The organism is Streptomyces sp. NPDC001709, from assembly GCF_053596375.1.
The window spans coordinates 1-14789 of sequence record NZ_JBSFGB010000085.1 but is presented as its reverse complement, the minus strand read 5'-3'; the positions used below and the strand labels follow the sequence as shown (position 1 = coordinate 14789).

Sequence of the window (14789 nt, the reverse complement as noted above, 5' to 3'; positions counted from 1 at the left end):
ACGGCCCCGGGGTCGCCGTTCGCCAGCGCCGCCAGACCGGCCAGCAGCTCGTCCCGGTCGGCGGCCACCACCGCGCCACGGTGCTCCAGGGCGGCCCGGGACAGCGCGGCCGCGCGGGCGATCGCGGTGGTGTCGGCTCCGGGTGTGGAGCGGACGAACTCGTGCAGCCGGGCGGCCTGGTCGCGCAGGGCGGCGGCGCTGCGGCCGGACACGAGCACCGGCACCGGCAGTACCGTTTCGGCGTCGGGCGCCGGGGCGGGTGCCGTGGCAGGCGGTTGCTCGATGATCACGTGGGCGTTGGTGCCGCTGACCCCGAAGGCCGACACGGCGGCGCGGCGGACCCCGGTGTCCGGCCAGTCGATCGCCTCGGTGAGCAGCCGCACCGGCCCGGCCGGCCAGTCCACGTGCGGGGTCGGTTCGTCGATGTGCAGGGTGCGCGGCAGCAGGCCGTGCCGCATCGCCTGTACGACCTTGATCACGCCGGCGACCCCGGCGGCGGCCTGGGTGTGCCCGATGTTCGACTTGACCGACCCCAGCCACAATGGCCGGTCGCGGTCGGCGCCGTACGTGGCCAGCAGGGCGTGGGCCTCGATCGGGTCGCCGAGTGTGGTGCCGGTGCCGTGCGCCTCCACCGCGTCGACGTCCGAGGGGGACAGCCCGGCGGCGCTCAGCGCGGCCCGGATGACCCGCTCCTGGGAGGGGCCGTTGGGGGCGGTCAGCCCGTTGGACGCGCCGTCCTGGTTGACCGCGGAACCGCGCAGCACGGCCAGCACCTCGTGACCGTTGGCCCGTGCGTCGGACAGCCGCTCCAGCACCAGCAGCCCGATGCCCTCGGACCAGCCGGTGCCGTCGGCCGCGGCGGAGAAGGACTTGCAGCGGCCGTCGGCGGCCAGCCCGCGCTGCCGGTCGAACTCACGGAACGGGGTGGGGCTGGACATGACCGTCACCCCGCCGGCCAGCGCCAGGGTGGACTCGCCGGAGCGCAGCGACTGGGCGGCCAGGTGCAGCGCCACCAGCGAGGACGAGCAGGCGGTGTCGACGGTGACCGCCGGGCCGGTGAACCCGAAGGTGTAGGCGACCCGGCCGGTGGCGATGCTGCCCAGGTTGCCATTGCCCAGGTAGCCCTCCAGTTCCTCGGGCACCTGCGCCAGCCTGGTCGCGTAGTCCTGGTACATCAGTCCGGCGAACACCCCGGTGCGGCTGCCGCGCACGGTGAGCGGGTCGATCCCGGCGCGCTCCAGCGCCTCCCAGGACAGCTCCAGCAGCAGCCGCTGCTGCGGGTCCATGGCCAGTGCCTCGCGCGGGGAGATACCGAAGAAGCCGGGGTCGAAGTCGGCGACGCCGGCCAGGAATCCGCCGAGCCCGACCGGCAGTCCGGCCAGGTCCCAGCCACGGTCGGCGGGGAAGGCGGAGATGCCGTCCCGGCCGGCCGCGACCATGTCCCACAGTTGCTCGGGGGTACCGACCCCGCCGGGGTAGCGGCAGGCCATGCCGATGATGGCGATCGGTTCGTCCGCCGCGGCCGCCACCGCGGGGGCGGTGGGTTCCGGTCCGGTCCGGAGGCCACCGGCTTCGCCGAGCACGAATCCGGCCAGCGCGGCCGGGGTGGGATGGTCGAAGACCAGGGTGGTGGGCAGCCGCAGTCCGGTGGCGGCGCCGAGCCGGTTGCGCAGTTCCAGCGCGGTCAGCGAGTCGAAGCCGAGGTCGGCGAAGGACTGCTCGGCGCCGACCTGTTCGGCCCCGGCCAGGTCCAGCACCCCGGCGGCCTGGGTGCGCACCAGGTCCAGGGCGGCGCGGCGGCGTTCCGGCGCGGGCAGGGCGCGCAGCCGGTCGGCCCAGCCGGACCGCTGCCGGGTGCGGCGGCGGCCGCGGACCAGGCCGGCGAACATCGCGGGCAGCGGGTCCAGCCGGTGCAGGGCGGCGGTGTCCAGCCGCATCGGCAGTACGGCCGTCTCGCCGAGCCCGACGGCGGTGTCCAGCAGCGCCAGGGCTTCCTCGGTGGACAGGGGGGCGATGCCGTGGCGGGCGATGCGGGCCAGGTCGGCCTCGGTCAACTCGCCGGTGATGCCGCTGCGCTCCGCCCACAGGCCCCAGGCCAGCGAGGTGGCCGGGAGCCCGGCGGCGCGGCGCTGCCGGGCCAGCGCGTCCAGTGCGGCGTTGGCGGCGGAGTAGGCGGCCTGCCCGGCGTTGCCGAGGGTCGCCGAGGCGGAGGAGAACAGCACGAACCGGGTGAGGTCCCGGTCCCGGGTCAGCTCGTCCAGCCAGCGCGCGCCGTCCACCTTCGGCGCCAGCACCGCCCGCAACCGCTCCTCGGTCAGGCCGGTGACCAGACCGTCGTCCACGACCCCGGCCGCGTGCACCACCGCCGACACCGGATGCTCGGCCAGCAACGCGGCCACGGCGTCCCGCTCGGCCACGTCACACGCCACCACCGCCACTTCCGCACCCTGCTCGCCCAGTTCGGCGGCCAGCTCGGCCAGGCCGGGCGCGTGGCCGCCGCGCCGGGAAGCCAGCACCAGGCCACGCACCCCGTGACGCGCCACCAGATGCCGCGCCACCAGACGCCCGAGGGTGCCGCTCGCCCCGGTGATCAGCACGGTGTCCGCAGCCGACCAAGGGGACTCTCCGGCCGCATCGGTCACCCGGGCCAGCCGGGGCACCAGTAACCGCCCCGCGCGCAGGGCCATTTGCGACTCGCCGGTGGCAAGCGCCGCGGTCAGTTCCGCGTCCGTGGCGGTCGGGTCGGGCGCGTCCAGCAGCACGAACCGGTCGGGCCACTCGACCTGCGCCGAGCGCACCAGGCCCCATACGGCCGCCCCGGCCGGGTCCGGCACCTCCTCGGCGGTGGTCGCCACCGCACCGCTGGTGATCAGTACCAGCCGGGCCCCCGGCGCGGGTTCCTCGGCCAGCAGGCCGCGCATCCGCTCCAGCACGGCGGCGGTGCGCTCGGCCACCGGGGTGTCCTCGACCCGGACCAGCACGGCGGCGCCGGTGTCGCGGTGGCGTCCGGCGCGGGCGGGCGTCCAGTCCAGCCGGTAGAGCGAGTCCAGCCGCGCGGGTGGGCGCAGTTCGCCGGTGCGGGCGCGCAGCACCACGCGCTCCACGGTGCCGACCGGGCTGCCGCTGTCGTCGGCGAGGTCCACCCGGACCGCGTCGTCCCCGGTGGCGGTGAGCCGGACCCGCAGCGCCGCAGCGCCCGCGGCGTACCAGCGCACCCCGCGGAAGGCGAAGGGCAGCCGCAGACCGTCGTCGTCGCCGCGCAGGGCCAGGGCGTGCAGGGCGGCGTCCAGCAGCGCCGGGTGCAGGCCGAACTCCCCGGCCTGGCCGCGCTGCCCGACGGGCAGGGCGATCTCCGCGAAGATCTCCTCGCCGCGCCGCCAGGCCGCGCGCAGCCCCTGGAACGCCGGGCCGTAGCCGAGACCGGTCTCGGCGAGCCGGGGGTAGAACTCGTCCAGGGCGACGGGTTCGGCACCGGCCGGGGGCCACTGCACCAGGTCCGCGCCGCCGGCGCCTTCAGTGTCCTCGGGGTTCTCGGTGTTCTCGGTGTCCGCGCTGTTCTCGGCATTCTCTGCCAGCACACCGGTGGCGTGCCGGGTCCAGGGCAGGGCGGTGTCCGACGGCCGGGAGTGCACCTCGATGCCACGGCACCCGGCGTCGTCGGGTTCCCCGATGCCGACCCGCAGGGCGAGGCCGCCCTCGGCGGGCAGCGCCAGCGGGACCTCCAGGGTCAGCTCGTCCAACCGCATGTCGCCGAGGAGTTCGGCGGCGTGCCGGGCGAGTTCGACGAACGCGGTGCCGGGCAGCAGCGCCGTACCGGTGACCCGGTGGTCGGTCAGCCAGGGGTGGCTGCGCAGGCTCAACCGGCCGGTGAATACGGTGCCGATCGCACCGGGGAGGGTGACCAGCGCGCCGAGCAGCGGGTGCCCTGCGGGCAGCGCACCGAGCGCCGTCGGGTCGGCGGATGCGGCGGGTTCCAGCCAGTAGCGGCGGTGCTGGAAGGCGTAGGTGGGCAGGTCGACCGGGTCGCCGGCGGGCAGGTACCGGGTCCAGTCGATGGCGCCGCCGTGCGCGTGGAAGCGGGCCAGGCCGGTGGGCAGGGTCACCGATTCCGGTTGGCCGCGGCGCAACAGCGGGACGAAGGCGGCGGTGGCGTCCTCGGGCAGGCAGCCCGGTCCGGCGGCGGTGAGCGCGGTGTCCGGGCCGACCTCTAGGAAGGTGCTCACGCCCTGGGCATGCAGGTGGGCGACCGCGTCGGCGAAGCGCACGGTGTCCCGGACGTTGCGCACCCAGTAGTCGGCGGTGGTGGGCGGCGCCGTGGCGTCCACCGTGGACACGAACGGGATGGTGGGCTCGGCGCACCGCAGCCCGGCGGCGACCTCGCGGAACCGCTCCAGCACCGGCTCCACCAGCGGCGAGTGGAAGGCATGGCTGACCCGCAGCCGGGTCGTACGCCACCCCCTCTCCCCCGCCTGCGCCGCTACGGCCTCCACCGCCGACTCGGCACCGGAGACCACGACCGACCGGGAACCGTTGACAGCCGCGATCCCCACCTCACCCAACAGGACCCCCGCGACCTCCGCCTCGGTCGCATTCACCGCGAGCATCGCCCCGCCCGACGGCAACTCCTGCATCAACCCGGCCCGCGCACACACCAGCGAAACCGCGTCATCCAGCGACAACACCCCGGCCACATGCGCGGCCGCCACCTCACCGACCGAATGACCGACGACGAAATCCGGTACCACACCGAACGATTCGAGCAACCGGAACAGAGCGACCTCGATCGCGAACAGACCACACTGCGCGAACAACGTCTGATCCAACCGCTCACCACCGCCGAGGATCACCTCACGCACCGGACGACCGACGGCCGATTCCAGCCGGGTACAGATGTCACCGAAGCATGCGGCGAACACCGGGTAACGGTCGAGGAGTTCACGGCCCATCCCGGACCACTGGGACCCCTGACCCGAGAACAGGAACCCGGTCAGCCCACCCCGGTCGGCCGTCGCGGTGATCGCGCCGGATGCGCCATCAACGAGGGCGTCCAGACCGGCCAGCAACTCGTCCCGGTCGGCGGCCACCACCGCGCCACGGTGCTCCAGGGCGGCACGGGTGGTGGCGGTGGCGAACGCCAGTCGGGGCACGGTCAGTTCGGGGTCGGCCGCGACGAAATCGCGCAGCCGGGCCGCCTGCGCGGCCAGGGCCGTGGCGTCACGGCCCGAGACAACCACCGGCACCGGCAGCGAGAGCACCGGCTCCGGCGCGAGCCCGGCAACCGGTTCCGGCGCGGACCCCGCGACCGGCTCCGGCGCGTCGTCGGCCGGTGCGGCCGATACGGCCGGGTCGGGGGCTTCCTCCAGAATGACGTGGGCGTTGGTGCCGCTGATGCCGAACGAGGACACCGCGGCCCGTCGCGGCCGTTTACCGCGCGGCCAGGACACCGCCTCGGTGGCCAGGGACAGGGTGCCGGAGGACCAGTCGATGTGCGGGGACGGGGTGTCCGCGTGCAGCGTCTTCGGCACGGTCCGGTGCCGCAGCGCCAGCACGGACTTGATCACCCCGGCCACCCCGGCGGCGGCGAGGGTGTGCCCGATGTTGGACTTCACCGTGCCCAGCCACAGGGGCCGGTCGCGGTCGGCGCCGTAGGTGGCGAGCAGCGCCTGCGCCTCGATCGGGTCGCCCAGCGAGGTGCCGGTGCCGTGCGCCTCGATCAGGTCGACGTCCGCGGGGGACAGACCGGCGGCGTTCAGCGCGGCGCGGATGACCCGTTGCTGGGAGGGGCCGTTGGGGGCGGTCAGCCCGTTGGACGCGCCGTCCTGGTTGACCGCGGAGCCGCGGATGACGGCGAGCACCGGGTGGCCGTTGCGCCGGGCGTCGGACAGCCGCTCCAGCACCAGCACACCGACGCCCTCGGCCATGCCCATGCCGTCGGCCGCGGCGGAGAACGCCTTGCACCGGCCGTCGGCGGCCAGCACCCGTTGGCGGCTGAACTCGACCAGCGGCCCGGGTCCGGCCAGCACGGTCACACCACCCGACAGGGCCAGCGAGGACTCTCCGTCGCGCAGCGACCGCACGGCCAGGTGCAGCGTGACCAGTGAGGTGGAACAGGCGGTGTCCACGGTCATCGCCGGACCCTCGACGCCGAGGGTGTAGGAGATGCGGCCGGACAGCACGCTGGGCACCACGCCGGTGACGAGGTGCCCCTCGACGCTTGCCGGGGCGTGCGCGAGGGTGGTGCCGTACTCCTGGTAGTTCTGGCCGACGAACACGCCGGTGCGGCTGCCGCGCAGCGACAGCGGGTCGATGCCGGCCCGCTCCAGGGCCTCCCAGGAGGTCTCCAGCAGCAGCCGCTGCTGCGGGTCCATGGCCAGCGCCTCGCGCGGGGAGATGCCGAAGAAGCCCGCGTCGAACGCGCCGGGGTCGTCCAGGAAGCCGCCGCGCCGGACGTAGGAGTGGCCGGAGCGCTCGGGGTCCGGGTCGTAGAGGCCCTCGACGTCCCAGCCGCGGTCGGTGGGGAGCCCACCGGTGACGTCCCGGCCCTCGGCGAGCACCTGCCACAGGTCCTCCGGGGAGCGCACCCCGCCCGGGTAGCGGCAGGCCATGCCGACGACGGCGATGGGCTCGGTGCGGGACTGCTCGGTCTCCTGCAGGCGGCGGTTGGCCTTGCGCAGGTCGACCATGACCCGCTTCAGGTAGCCGCGGAGCTTGTCTTCCTCGGACACGTCCAACCCCCTTCAGTCCGTCCCGAGTTCACGGTCGATGAGGTCGTACATCTCCTCGTCCGACGTCGGGTCGAAGTCGTCGTCGTCCCCGCCGACGAGCGACAGCATCGCCCGCAGCCGCTGTGCGATGCCGGCCCGCTCGCTGTCGCCGTCTCCCTTGGACAGACGTTCGGTGAGCCGGTCCAGTTCGGTGAGGACCGGTGGTTCGGGGGGCGCCAGCCGGGTGCGCAGGTACTCGGCGACCGTGGCCGGGGTGGGCTGGTCGAACACCAGCGTGGCGGGCAGCGGCAGCCCGGTGGCCTCGCCGAGCCGGTTGCGCAGCTCGATCCCGGTCAGCGAGTCGTAGCCCAGATCGCGGAAGGCCCGGTCGGCACCGATCGCGCTCGCGCCGGAGTGGCCCAGCACCACGGCGGCCTGCTCACGCACCAGCCGCAGCAGGGTGGTGCGGCGTTCGGTGTCCGACAGCCCGGCCAGCCGCTGCGACCAGGAGGATCCGGAGGGCTGCGCCTCCGCTTCGGGGGCGAGGCGCAGCGCGCGCCGCGCCTCGGGGATCTCGGCGAACAGGGGCCGGCTGCGGGCCGAGGCGAACAGCGGCATGAACCTCGTCCAGTCCACATCGGCCACCGACAGCCCGGTCTCGGCGCGTTCGAGGATGGTGCGCAGCGCGTCCAGGGCCGGTCCGGGGGCGATCAGTGGCAGGCCCTGGCGGCGCAGCTGGCTGGCGTCCACCCCGTCGGGGAAGCGGGCTCCGTCCCACACGCCCCAGGCCACCGAGGTCACCGGCAGGCCGGCCGCGCGGGCCTGCTCGGCCAGGGCGTCCAGTTGGGCGTTGGCCGCGGCGTAGGCGCCGTGGTCGGCGCTGCCCCACACCCCGGCGATGGAGGAGTAGAAGACCAGCGCGTCCAGCTCGGCCGGGTCGAGCAGCTCGACGAGATGCCGGGCGCCCCGGACCTTGGCGGTGAGTACGTCGGCGTACTCGGCCAGGTCGGTGTCGGGCAGTGCGGCCAGCCGCATCAGCGCGGCGGCGTGCACCACCGTACGCACCGCCTCGCCCTGCTCGCGCAGCCCGGCGAGCAGCTCGGCCACGGCGGAGCGGTCGGCGATGTCGCAGGCCCGCGCGGTCAACCGTACGCCGAGGCCGTCGAGTTCGGCCGCCAGCTCGGCGACCCCCTCGGCGTGCGCGCCGCTGCGGCTGACCAGCACCACGTGCCGCGCGCCGAGTCCGGCCAGCCAGCGGGCGACCTCCGGGCCCAGTTCGCCGGTGCCTCCGGTCACGATCGCGGTGTCCCTGGCCTGCCAGCGGCCGGCCGTGCCGCCGGCGGGCGGGGCGTGCACCAGGCGCCGCAGGTGCGTGCCGGAACCGCGTACGGCCAGCTGGTCCTCCTCGCCCCAGCCGCCGGCCAGCACGGCTCGCAGCCGCTCCAGCGCGGCCTCGTCGAGTTCGGCAGGCAGGTCGACCAGGCCGCCCCAGAACTCCGGGTGTTCCAGCATCGCGACCCGGCCCAGGCCCCACACCTGCGCCGCACTCGGCTCGCGCAGCGGGTCGCTGTCGCCGGTGGACACCGCGCCGGAGGTCGCCAGCCACAGCGGTACGGTCGCGGCCAGATCGCCCAGCGCCTGCACCAGCGCCAGGGTGGCCGCCACCCCGGCGGGCACCACCGGGTGCGCCGGGTGCGGGCGGCGGTCGGCGGCCAGCAGGGACAGCATCCCGCATGGGGTGTGCTCGGCCAGTGCGCGGCGGAGCCGATCGGTCAGGGTGGCACGGTCGGCGTGCTCGGTGTCCACGGTGACGGCGCGTACCGGCAGGCCGGCGGTGAGGGTCTTCAGCCAGTCCTGGTCCGCGCCGGAGGCGGGCACCAACGCCAGCCACTCGCCGTCCGGTTCGGTGCGCTGCGGTGTGCCCGCGGGGTGCCACTCGACGCGGTGGCGCCAGGTGTCGGAGCGGGACGCGGCCTGCTCGGCCAGCCAGTACCAGCGGTGCTGGAAGGCGTAGGTGGGCAGGTCCACCTGCCGCGCTCCGGTGCCGGCGAACACCTCGGCCAACCGCACCCCGGCCCCACGGACGTGCGCCTCGGCCAGGGACCGGGCGAACCGCGGCCAGCCGCCGTCGTCACGGCGCAAGGTGGACAGCACGGTTGCCGGTGCTCCGGCGGCGTCCACCGTCTCCTGCACGCCCGGGGTGACCACCGGGTGCGGGCTGATCTCCAGGAAGGTGCCGATCCCGGCGTCCAGCGCGGCGCGCACCGCGTCGGCGAACCGTACGGTCTCGCGCAGATTGGTGTACCAGTACGCGCCGGTCAGCTCGCGGGTGTCCAGCCGCTGCCCGGTGACCGTGGAGTACAGCTCGGTCCGCGTCGCCCGGGGGCTGATCCCGGCGAGCAGCGCGGCCAGGCTGTCCTCGACGGCGGTGACCTGGGGGGAGTGCGAGGCGTAGTCCACGGCGATGCGCCGGGCCCGTACTCCGCGCGCCTCGCAGTCGGCCCGCAGCTCCTCCAGGGCGGAGGGGTCGCCGGAGACGACGGTGGAGGTGGGGCTGTTGATCGCGGCCACGGCCAGCCGGTCGTCGGCGCACAGGGCCCGTACCTCTTCGGCGGGCAGCGCCACCGACATCATGCCGCCCTTGCCGGACAGTTCGGTCAGCGCGCGGCTGCGCAGGCACACCACCGCGGCGGCATCGGCCAGGGACAGCGCCCCGGCCACGCAGGCCGCGGCGATCTCGCCCTGCGAGTGGCCGATCACCGCCTCCGGTTCCACGCCGTACGCACGCCACAGCGCGGCCAGCGACACGGTCACCGCGAAGGTCACGGGCTGCACCACGTCCACCCGCTCCAACGCCGGCGCGCCCGGTGCGCCACGCAGGACATCCAGCACGGACCAGTCGGTGTACGCCTCGATCGCGGCGGCGCACTCGGCCAGCCGGGCGGCGAACACCGGCGCGGAGTCCAGCAGTTCCAGCGCCATCCCGGCCCACTGCGCGCCCTGCCCGGGAAAGACGAACGCCACCCGCCGCGCGGCGTCGGCCGCGGTGCCGCGCAGCACGCCCGGGGCGTCCCGGCCCTCGGCCAGCGCACCGAGCCCTTCGCCCAACTGCTCCCGGTCGGCGGCCAGTACGACCGCACGGTGCTCCAGAGCCGCCCGGCCCACCACGCTGGACCAGGCGATGTCCAACGTCCTGTCGCCGGGGTGATCGGCAAGGTACGCGGCCAGCCGCCCGGCCTGCGCACGCAGAGCGTCCCCGGTCTGCCCGGCCAACACGACCGGCACCAGCCGCGACCCGGGGGCCGGTTGCGCGGCGCCGGGTACGTCGGTCTGCTCGGAGGCCGGTTGCGCGCCGCCGGGTACGTCGGGCTGCTGGGGGGCCGGTTGTGCCGCCCCTCCGTCGACCCGTCCGGAGTCCCATTGCGGCGCACCGGCGCCATCCGGGCGCTCGGCTTCCGCCTGTTCGATGATGACGTGTGCGTTGGTGCCGCTGATGCCGAACGAGGACACCCCGGCGCGGCGCGGGCGGCCGGTGTCCGGCCAGGGTTGCTCCTCGGTGAGCAGCCGCACCGCGCCGGACGCCCAGTCCACGTGGGGGGAGGGCTCGTCCACGTGCAGCGTGCGGGGCAGCACCCCGTGCCGCAGCGCCTGCACCATCTTGATCACGCCGGCCACCCCGGCCGCGGCCTGCGCGTGCCCGATGCCGGACTTGACCGACCCCAGCCACAACGGGGCGCCGTCGCGGTCGCGGCCGTAGGTGGTCAGCAGTGCCTGCGCCTCGATCGGGTCGCCGAGGGCGGTTCCGGTGCCGTGGCCCTCCACCGCGTCGACGTCCTGGGTGGACAGTCCGGCGGCGGCCAGCGCGGCGCGGATCACCCGCTCCTGCGAGGGACCGTTGGGTGCCGTCAGGCCGTTGGACGCGCCGTCCTGGTTGACGGCCGAGCCGCGCACCACGGCCAGGACGCGGTGGCCGTTGCGGCGGGCCGCGGACAGCGGCTCGAGCAGCAGCAGGCCGACGCCCTCGGACCAGCCGGTGCCGTCGGCCGCGCCGGCGTAGGACTTGCACCGGCCGTCCGCGGCCAGCCCGCGCTGCCGGGAGAACGCGGTGAACGTGGTCGGCTCGGCCATCACCGTCACCCCGCCGGCCAGCGCCAGGGAGCATTCCCCGGAACGCAGCGCCTGCGCCGCGAGGTGCAGCGCCACCAGCGAGGAGGAGCATGCCGTGTCCACGGTGACCGCGGGCCCCTGCAGGCCGAAGGTGTAGGCGACCCGGCCGGAGGCGACGCTCGCGGCGGTGCCGGTGAGTAGGTGGCCCTCGACGCCCTCGGGCAGCTCGCGCAGCGTGGTGGCGTAGTCGTGGTACATGACGCCGGTGAAGACGCCGGTCTGGCCGCCGCGCACGGAGGACGGGTCGATCCCCGCCCGCTCCAGCGCCTCCCAGGCGATCTCCAGCAGCAGCCGCTGCTGCGGGTCCATCGCCAGTGCCTCGCGCGGCGAGATCCCGAACAGCCCGGCGTCGAACCGGCCGGCGTCGTAGAGGAAGCCGCCGTGCCGGGTGTAACTGGTGCCCGGGTGGTCCGGGTCGGGGTCGTACAGGCCGGCCACGTCCCAGCCGCGGTCGGTGGGGAAGGCGCCGATGGCGTCGCGGCCGGTCGCCACCAGGTCCCACAGGTCCTCAGGTGAGGCGATCCCGCCCGGGAAGCGGCAGGCCATGCCGATGATCGCGATCGGCTCGTCCGCGGCCACCGCCGGGGTCGCGGCCGCCGTGGTGGTCGCCGGGGCGGTGTCACCGACGAGTTCGGCGTGCAGGTATCCGGCCAGCCCGGCGGGTGTGGGGTGGTCGAACACCACTGTCGCCGGCAGCCGGACGCCGGTCACCCGGCCCAGCCGGTTGCGCAGTTCCACCGCGGTCAGCGAGTCGAAGCCGACGTCCTTGAACGGCCGGTCCGGTGACAGACCACGGGGGTCCGCGTGGCCGAGCACCACCGCCGCCTGGGTCAGCACCAGGTCCTGGAGCACGCGCAGCGGCTCCCCCTCGGCCAGGCGTCGGCGCAGCCCGTCGGCGCCGTCCGCCGCGCCGTCGGCCGCGGCACGGCGTACCGCCGGGACCAGTCCGCGCAGTACCGGGGACAGCGCGCCCTCGGCCGCCCGCTCGCGCAGCGCCGCCAGGTCCAGCCGGGCGGCCAGCAGCACGGGGTCGTCCAGCGCGGTGGCTGCGTCGAACACGTCCAGCGCGGTGCCGGAGTCCAGCGGCAGCACCCCGGCGCGGGCCAGCCGGGCCCGGTCGGTGTCGGCCATCCGCCCGGTCATCCCGCTGCTCTCGGCCCACAGTCCCCAGGCCACGGCGGTGGCGGGCAATCCGGCGGCGCGGCGCCGCGTGGCCAGCCCGTCCAGCGCGGCGTTGGCCGCCGCGTAGGCGGCCTGCCCGGCGTTGCCCAGGGTCCCGGCCACCGAGGAGAACAGCACGAACCGGGTGAGGTCCCGGTCCCGGGTCAGTTCGTCCAGCCACCGCGCGCCGTCCACCTTCGCCCGGAACACCGCGGCCACCCGCTGCGGGGTGAGCGCGGCCAGCACCCCGTCGTCGAGGATCCCGGCGGCGTGCACCACCGCCGTCACCGGATGCTCGTCCAGGAGAGCGGCCACGGCGTCCCGCTCGGCCACGTCACACGCCTCCACCGCCACTTCGGCGCCCAGCTCGCGCAGTTCCACGGCCAGCTCGGCCATGCCGGGCGCGTGGCCGCCGCGCCGGGAAGCCAGCACCAGACCGCGCACCCCGTGACGCTCCACCAGATGCCGCGCCACCAGACGCCCGAGCGTGCCGCTCGCCCCGGTGATCAGCACGGTGTCCGCAGCCGACCAAGGGGTCCCTCCGGCCGCCTCGGTCACCCGGGCCAGCCGCGGCACCAGCAACCGCCCCGCTCGCAGGGCCAGTTGTGGTTCGCCGCTCCCCGCCAGCCGGGGCAGCAACCCCTCGGACGCCGGGTGCCCGTCGGTGTCCGCGAGCACGAAGCGGTCCGGGTTCTCCGTCTGCGCGCTGCGCAGCAGGCCCCACACCGCCGCGGCACCGGGGTCGACCGGCTCCCTGGGCCCGGCGGCGACGGCCCCGCGCGTGAGCAGGACGAGCCTGGACCCGGCGAACCGTTCCTCCGCCAGCCAGCGCTGCGCCACCGCCAGGGCGTCGGTCACCCCGGCCACCGCAACGCCCACCGCGGCGGGCACCTGGTCACCCAGCTCGTCCAGCCCGTCCGGGCCCGCCGGCGGTGCCCACGCGCCGTCCTGCGCCGGGGCCGCCGACGGAACCCAGCCCGTGCGGTACAGGTGGTCCTGGCGGCCGACGGCGAGTTGTCCGGCGGTCACCGGGCGGAAGGCCAGCGAGTCGATCACCATGACGGGGTTGTCCTCGGTGTCGGTCACGGTGACCGACACCGCTCCCCCGGCCGCCGGGCGCAACCGCACCCGTGCCGCGGCGGCACCGGCCCGGTACAGCCGGACTCCGGTGAACGCGAACGGCAGCGCGGCCGTGGCAGCGGGGTCGGCGGTGCCGTCGGCCGGGATGGCCGCGTGCAGCACCGCGTCGAGCAGCGCCGGGTGCAAGCCGAACGCCCCGGCTTCCCCCGCCGCCGGTTCGGGCAGGGCGACCTCGGCGAACAGGTCCTCGCCGTGCCGCCACAGCCGGCGCAGGCCCTGGAACACCGGCCCGTAGCCGTAGCCGAGCCGGGCCAGCGCCGGGTAGCGGTCGGCCGGCTCGACCGGGGTGGCGCCTTCCGGCAGCCAGGCGCCGATCCCGGGCGCGGGCACCCCGGCCGCGCCGAGCCTGCCCGTGGCGTGGTGCGTCCACTCCGTACGGCCGTCCGGCCGGGCGCAGACATCACCGCCACCGGGCCGGGAGTACACGTCCACGGCGCGGCCGCCATCCTCGCCCGGCGCGCCGAGCACCACCTGCACCCGCACGCCGCCGCGCTCGGACAGCGGTAGCGGCGCTTGCACGGTCAGCTCCTCCAGCACCGCGCAGCCCGCCTCGTCCCCGGCGCGTACGGCCAGTTCGACGAAGGCGGCGCCGGGCAGCACGACGGTGCCGAACACCATGTGGTCGGCCAGCCAGGGCTGGCGCTGCCGGGACAGTTCCCCGGTCAGCAGCAGCTCACCGGTGGAGGCGACCGGCGCGGCCGCGCCCAGCAGCGGGTGCGCGGTGGCGTCCAGCCCGAACCCGGCCGGATCCGATCCGCCCGCCGGGGTGGCCAGCCAGTAGCGCTCCCGCTGGAACGCGTAGGTGGGCAGCTCCGCGCGGTGGCCCGCGGCGCCGAACGCGGCGGTCCAGTCCACCCGGACCCCGCGGACGTGCGCTTCGGCCAGCGACATCAGGAACCGGGCCGGGCCGCCCTGGTCGCGGCGGAGCGAACCGACCACCACGGCGGTGCTGCCCGCCGACTCGACGGTGTCCTGCACGGCGGCGGTCAGGATCGGGTGCGGGCTGACCTCCACGAACACCCGGTGCCCGGCGTCGTTCAGCTCGCGGACCGTCTGCTCGAAGTGGACGGTCTCGCGCAGGTTCCGGTACCAGTACCCGGCGTCCAGGGCCCCGGTGTCCAGCCGCTCGCCGGTCACCGTGGAGTAGAACGGGATCTCGGCACACTGCGGCTCGAGTCCGCCGAGCCGGTCGAGCAGTTCGGCGCGGATCCGTTCAACCTGCGCGGAGTGCGAGGCGTAGTCCACGGCGACCAGCCGGGCCCGCACGCCTTCGGCGGTCAGCTCGGCGGCCAGTTCCCGCAGCGGGCCGGGTTCGCCGGACAGCACCACCGCGGCGGGCCCGTTGACCGCGGCCACCGACACCCGCCCGGTCCAGGGCGCCAGCCGCGGTTCCAGCTCGGCGATCGGCAGCGCCGCCGACATCATCCCGCCGGCGCCGGACAACGCGCTCAGCGCGGCGCTGCGCAGCGCGCTCACCTTCGCCGCGTCGCGCAACGAGAGTGCCCCGGCCACGCAGGCCGCCGCGATCTCGCCCTGCGAATGACCGACCACCGCGTCCGGCTCGACCCCGAACGACCGCCACAACGCCGCCAGCGACACCATCACCGCGAAGGACAC

General features: G+C 75.7%; 2 protein-coding genes. Both read right to left on the bottom strand.

Annotation, left to right across the window (positions count from 1 at the left end):
- A partial coding sequence (locus ACWC0C_RS46765) for an SDR family NAD(P)-dependent oxidoreductase (RefSeq protein ID WP_450871169.1) occupies positions 1 to 6725 on the bottom strand: 6725 nt, incomplete at its 3' end.
- A 12-nt stretch (positions 6726 to 6737) separates the two neighbouring features.
- Positions 6738 to 14789: SDR family NAD(P)-dependent oxidoreductase (locus ACWC0C_RS46760; RefSeq protein ID WP_450871167.1), on the bottom strand; the 8052-nt coding region annotated here is incomplete at its 5' end.